4 protein-coding genes and 1 pseudogene are annotated in these 4,692 nt (G+C 77.3%); 2 read left to right on the plus strand and 3 right to left on the minus strand.

Features of this window, described 5'->3' with window-relative positions; translation table 11 throughout:
- A pseudogene (locus tag ABEB16_RS14470) lies at positions 1–594 on the minus strand (MFS transporter); the annotation flags it as partial.
- Between the two features lie 337 nt (positions 595–931).
- Here ABEB16_RS14470 and ABEB16_RS14475 point away from each other — a divergent pair.
- Positions 932–1,414, plus strand: coding sequence for a hypothetical protein (locus tag ABEB16_RS14475; protein ID WP_345712942.1), 483 nt, complete (start codon positions 932–934; stop codon positions 1,412–1,414).
- 118 nt (positions 1,415–1,532) lie between these two features.
- On the plus strand, positions 1,533–1,871 hold the full coding sequence (locus ABEB16_RS14480) for a hypothetical protein (RefSeq protein ID WP_345712943.1): 339 nt from the start codon (positions 1,533–1,535) through the stop codon (positions 1,869–1,871).
- Here ABEB16_RS14480 and ABEB16_RS14485 read toward each other — a convergent pair.
- Both ABEB16_RS14485 and ABEB16_RS14490 read right to left on the minus strand, forming a co-directional pair.
- Positions 1,855–2,697, minus strand: coding sequence for an SWIM zinc finger family protein (locus ABEB16_RS14485; RefSeq protein WP_345712944.1), 843 nt, complete (start codon positions 2,695–2,697; stop codon positions 1,855–1,857). The two genes, ABEB16_RS14480 and ABEB16_RS14485, sit on opposite strands and share 17 nt — an antisense overlap.
- On the minus strand, positions 2,690–4,692 hold a 2,003-nt coding region (locus ABEB16_RS14490), incomplete at its 5' end, for a DEAD/DEAH box helicase (protein WP_345712945.1). The genes ABEB16_RS14490 and ABEB16_RS14485, both read right to left, overlap by 8 nt.

The raw sequence follows: 4,692 nt of genomic DNA on the forward strand, positions 1-4,692 counted from the left end.
GGCCGCGGCGGCGGGAGCGCCGCGCCGCAGCACGAGCCCCCACGCGAGCGCCGCCGCCGCGACGGCCAGCGCCCAGACGCCCAGGCCGGTGCGCCAGCCCTCCGCGCCCGCTGCCGTCGCGATCGGCACGGCGGTGGCCGCCGCGGTGGTAGCGCCCAGGGCCATGGTGGTGGTGTAGAGGGCGGTCGCACGCCCCAGCCGCTGCGGGTAGTGGGTGCGCACCAGCACCGGCAGCAGGACGTTGCCGACGGCGGAGCCGGCCAGCGCGAGCACGGTGCACCCCAGGAACCCCACCGCGCTGGTGGCCGCCGCGCGCAGCAGCACCCCGGCCGTCGTGAGCGCCAGCGCGAGGGCCAGCGCGGCGGAGGCGCCGGTCCGGCGGGCCAGCGCGGGCGCGGCGGACCCGAGGGCGGCGAAGCACAGCACGGGTGCGCTGGTGAGCAGCCCGGCCACGGGACCGGGCATGTCGGTGCCGGCGCGCACCTCCACCAGCAGCGGCCCGACGCTGGTGACGGCGGTGCGCAGGTTCAGCGCGGTGAGCACGATCGCCGCGGTGAGCAGCGCCGTGCCGCGGGTCGCGGCCGCCGCGCTCACCGCACCGGCACCGCCGCCCCGGTGGCGTCGAGCACGACCCCGGCGGGGTCGGTGCCGGAGGCCGCGCGGCGCAGCACCTCGGGCGTGTTCATCGGGCCGTCCTCCTGAGGTCGCCGCCGGTGGCGGGCCGGGCGGCCGATGCTGCCACCGGTCCTGCTCGCGGGACCAGGAGGTTCCGCGGGCGGGGCCGCCCGGCTCCGCGGGTGGGTCGACAGCCGGCCGGGCCGCGGCTGCGGATGTGGGCCTGGTCTCGTGGCGGTATCCCGGGAACCACCCCGACCGCTGCACGTTGTACCGATGCGAACGCGCAGGGTCATCTGCGTGTCACCATGAGCTCATGGAAGAGGGGACGACCCTGGTGCGGGTGGAGCTGCGCGGCGTGCCGCTGCGGGAGCGGGCGCGCTACCTGCAGCACACCGAGGAACTCGTGCGCGAGATGACGCTCATCCGCATCGGTGCCGCGCAGGACGCCGAGCAGGGTGCGCGGTCCCCGCTGCCGCACCGGCTGCTCGAGCTCGCCGCCGAGGTGCAGGCCACCGTCGGGCCCTTCCTCGCCCAGCCGGCGGACGAGGCCGACGCCGCCGCCGCGCGCGGGGAGCGATCCGTCGACGTCACCGTTCCCGTCCCCCTCGCCGCCGCCCCCCTCGTCGAGCGCGTCGCCGCGGTGCTCGACGAGGCCGAGGAGTTCTGCCGCCAGGGCCGCTACCTGCTCACCCTCGCCGCTCCCGCGGACGTCCTCGCCTACCGCGCCTGGCTGCTCGGGGAGTTCCGCCGCCAGATGGCCGGGGAGGCGCCCCTGCCCTGGCCGGTCGCCGCCTGAACCGGCCGGCCGGCCGCACCCGCCCGCCATCCGGGGCGGTGCGCACACCCCGGACGGTCGGCGGCCGGCCGGGTGAGGGGCCGTCAACACCACCGCCGCACGCCCCGATGACCTCCCCATGAGCGACACGTCCCCCACCGCGGCCCGCTTCGCCGGCCGCCCCCGCACCACCGCCGCCGCGCAGCCGTCGCTGCGCCCCGCGGCCATCGTCTCCGCCGTCGTCGGCGTCGTCGTCCTCGCCGGCATCCTCGAGCAGCTCTACGTCCAGGGCGGCGGCGAGCCGTTCGCCGTGATAGGCGCCCTCGTCGGTTCCAGCCTCGCGGCGATCCTGCTGCTGTGGAACGACGGCGCCGCGACGACCGGCTCCCGCCACCGCGACCGCATCCGCGTCGGCATCCGCGCGGCCTGCTGGCTCGGTGTCGTCGGCGCCTTCGCCGCCCTCATCGTCGCGGTCTGAGCCGCTGCCCCGCGCCGGCGGGGTCGAGCGTCCCGGAGCCCGGTCCGCCGGCGGCGCCGCGCACGATCCCGGCGTACAGCAGGCGCAGCGCGTCCACCGCGTCGTCCACCCGCTGCTCCACCGCCGCGCCGGAGGCCCGCCGCACCCGCGGCAGGTCGGGCCGCAGCACCGCCCGCAGCAGGTGCTCGTCGCGCTCGTCGGGAGCCGGCCGCGGTCGTCGCCACCCCGCCAGCCGCGGCACCGCCGCACGCGGGGTGAAGTAGTCCTCCAGGCACTCCTCGAGGGGTTCCGCACCCGGTGCGGGCACCTCGTCGGGGACGAGGCCGTCCGCGAGCTCGTCCAGCGGCACGTCGCGCATCACCAGCCACAGCGCCGGGGTGCGGTGCACGAGGTCCGCCGCGACCAGCGCCAGCGCGACGGCGTGCTTGCACGGGTCGCCGCCGTCGGGGCAGCTGCACGCGAAGTGCAGCAGGTCCGGGTCGAACGGGAACAGCTCGCAGCCGCCGGCGCCGCCCAGCGCGTGCGCCGCGGCGGCGTCGGAGTGCGCCAGCAGGTCCAGCAGCAGGTGCGGTCGCGCGGTGACGGCCGCCGCGAGGCCCGCCGCCTCGTCCGCGGCCAGCGGGCGCGCCGCCAGCGCCGACTGGTACACCCGCCCACCCGAGCCGCGCACCACCGCCACGAGCGATCCGGCGGCGGTGCGCACGTCCGCGACGGCGCCCTCCCGCGCCAGCGCCACGCCGCGCTCGAACCGGCCCGGTTCGCTGAGGTCGTGGACGAGGTCGGCCAGCCGGTCGCCCCACGAGCGGGGCAGCGCCGGCTCACTCACCGACGGCCTCCGCCGACAGCGCCAGCAGCTCCCGCAGCGCGGCCGTGTCCAGCTCGGTGATCCACGCCTCCCCGCCACCCACCACCAGGTCGGCCAGTTCCGCCTTGCCCGCCAGCGTGGCGTCGATGCGCTCCTCCACGGTGCCGATGCTGACCAGCTTGCGGACCTGCACGTCACGCCGCTGACCGATGCGGAACGCCCGGTCCGTGGCCTGGTCCTCCACCGCGGGGTTCCACCAGCGGTCCAGGTGCACGACGTGGTTGGCGGCCGTCAGGTTCAGCCCCGAGCCACCGGCCTTCAGCGACAGCAGCAGCAGCGGCACGTCGTCGCCGCCCTGGAAACGCGCCACCATCGCGTCCCGGCCCGCCCGCGACACCCCGCCGTGCAGGAACGGCACCTCCACGCCGAACCTGTCGGACAGGTACGGCACGAGCAGGTTCCCGAACTCCACGAACTGGGTGAACAGCAGCGCCCGGTCGCCCTCGGCCAGCAGCGACTCCACGAGGTCCTCCACCACCGCCAGCTTCCCCGAGCGGTGCCGGCCGCGGGTCAGCAGCGGTGAACCGTCGCCGAGGAAGTGCGCCGGGTGGTTGCAGATCTGCTTCAACCTCGTCAGGCCGGCCAGCACCAGACCGCGGCGCTGCATCGCGCCGACCTCCGCCAGCCGTGCGAGCAGGTCGTCCACCGCGGCCCGGTACAGCGCCGCCTGCTCCCGGGTGAGGTTCACCGGCACGACCATCTCCACCTTCTCCGGCAGGTCGGCGATGATCGAGCGGTCGGTCTTCACCCGGCGCAGCAGGAAGGGCCGGGTCACGGCGCGCAGCCTCGCCGCCGCACCCGGATCGCGGTCCTGCTCGATCGGCCGGGCGAAACGCTGCCGGAACGTCGCCGCCGACCCCAGCAACCCCGGCACCACCGCGTCCAGCACACCGCGCAGTTCCTCCAGCCGGTTCTCCACCGGGGTCCCGGTCAGGGCCACGCGCCGCGCCGCGGGCACCTGGCGCACCGCCCGCGCCTGCCGGGTGCCGGTGTTCTTCACGTGGTGCGCCTCGTCGAGCACCAGCCGGCCCCACGGCAGTTCCCGCAGCGCGGCGAGGTCCCGCACCAGCAGGCCGTACGTCGTCACGACGAGGTCCGCGCCCGCCACCGACGCCGCCAGCGCCGCACCGCGGGGGCGGCCGGGCCCGTGGTGCACGACGACGCGCAGGGTGGGGGCGAACCGGGCGGCCTCCCGCGCCCAGTTGCCCACCAGCGACATCGGGCACACCAGCAGCGTCGGCGCGAGCCGCCCACCGCCCTCGCGCTCCCGCTCGTGCAGCAGCAGCGCCAGCACCTGGACCGTCTTGCCCAGGCCCATGTCGTCGGCGAGCACCGCACCCAGGCCGAGGCGGTCCAGGAACGCCAGCCACGACAACCCCCGCAGCTGGTACGGGCGCAACGTCGCGGTCAGGGCCGCCGGTGCGGGCACCTCCTCGACGCGGCCGTCCGCGCCACCGGCCAGCAGGTCCCCGAGCCAGCCGGTGGCGCGCACCTCCTCCACCGGCACCGGTGGTGCCTCCCCGGTGAGCTCACCGATCAGCCCGCCGAACGTCGCCGGCCTGCGCCGGGGGGCGCCGTGGACGAAGCGCTGCACCGCGGCCAGGGTGCGCGCGTCCACCCGCACCCAGTCCCCGCGCAGCCGGACGAGGTCGGCCTTGGCCGCGGCCAGCTCCGCCAGCTCGGCGTCGGTGAGCTCGTGCCCGCCGAGGGCGACCCGCCAGTTCCACCCCACGAGCCGGTCCAGGCCGAACTCGTGGCCGCCGGCGGAGGACGCGGGGGTCGCGACGTCGACGCGGAGCACCGGTTCGGCCAGGGCCCAGCTGCGCGGCAGCAGCAGCGCGATGCCCGCCCGGGCCAGCCGCCCCGCGCCGCGGTCGACGAGGTCGAGCACCTCCTCGGTGGTCAACCGCAGCACCGGGTCGGTGCCGGGTGCGCGCCCGGCGCGCAGCAGCGGCG

The organism is Kineococcus glutinatus, from assembly GCF_039542765.1.
Classification (GTDB): Bacteria; Actinomycetota; Actinomycetes; order Actinomycetales; family Kineococcaceae; genus Kineococcus_A; species Kineococcus_A glutinatus.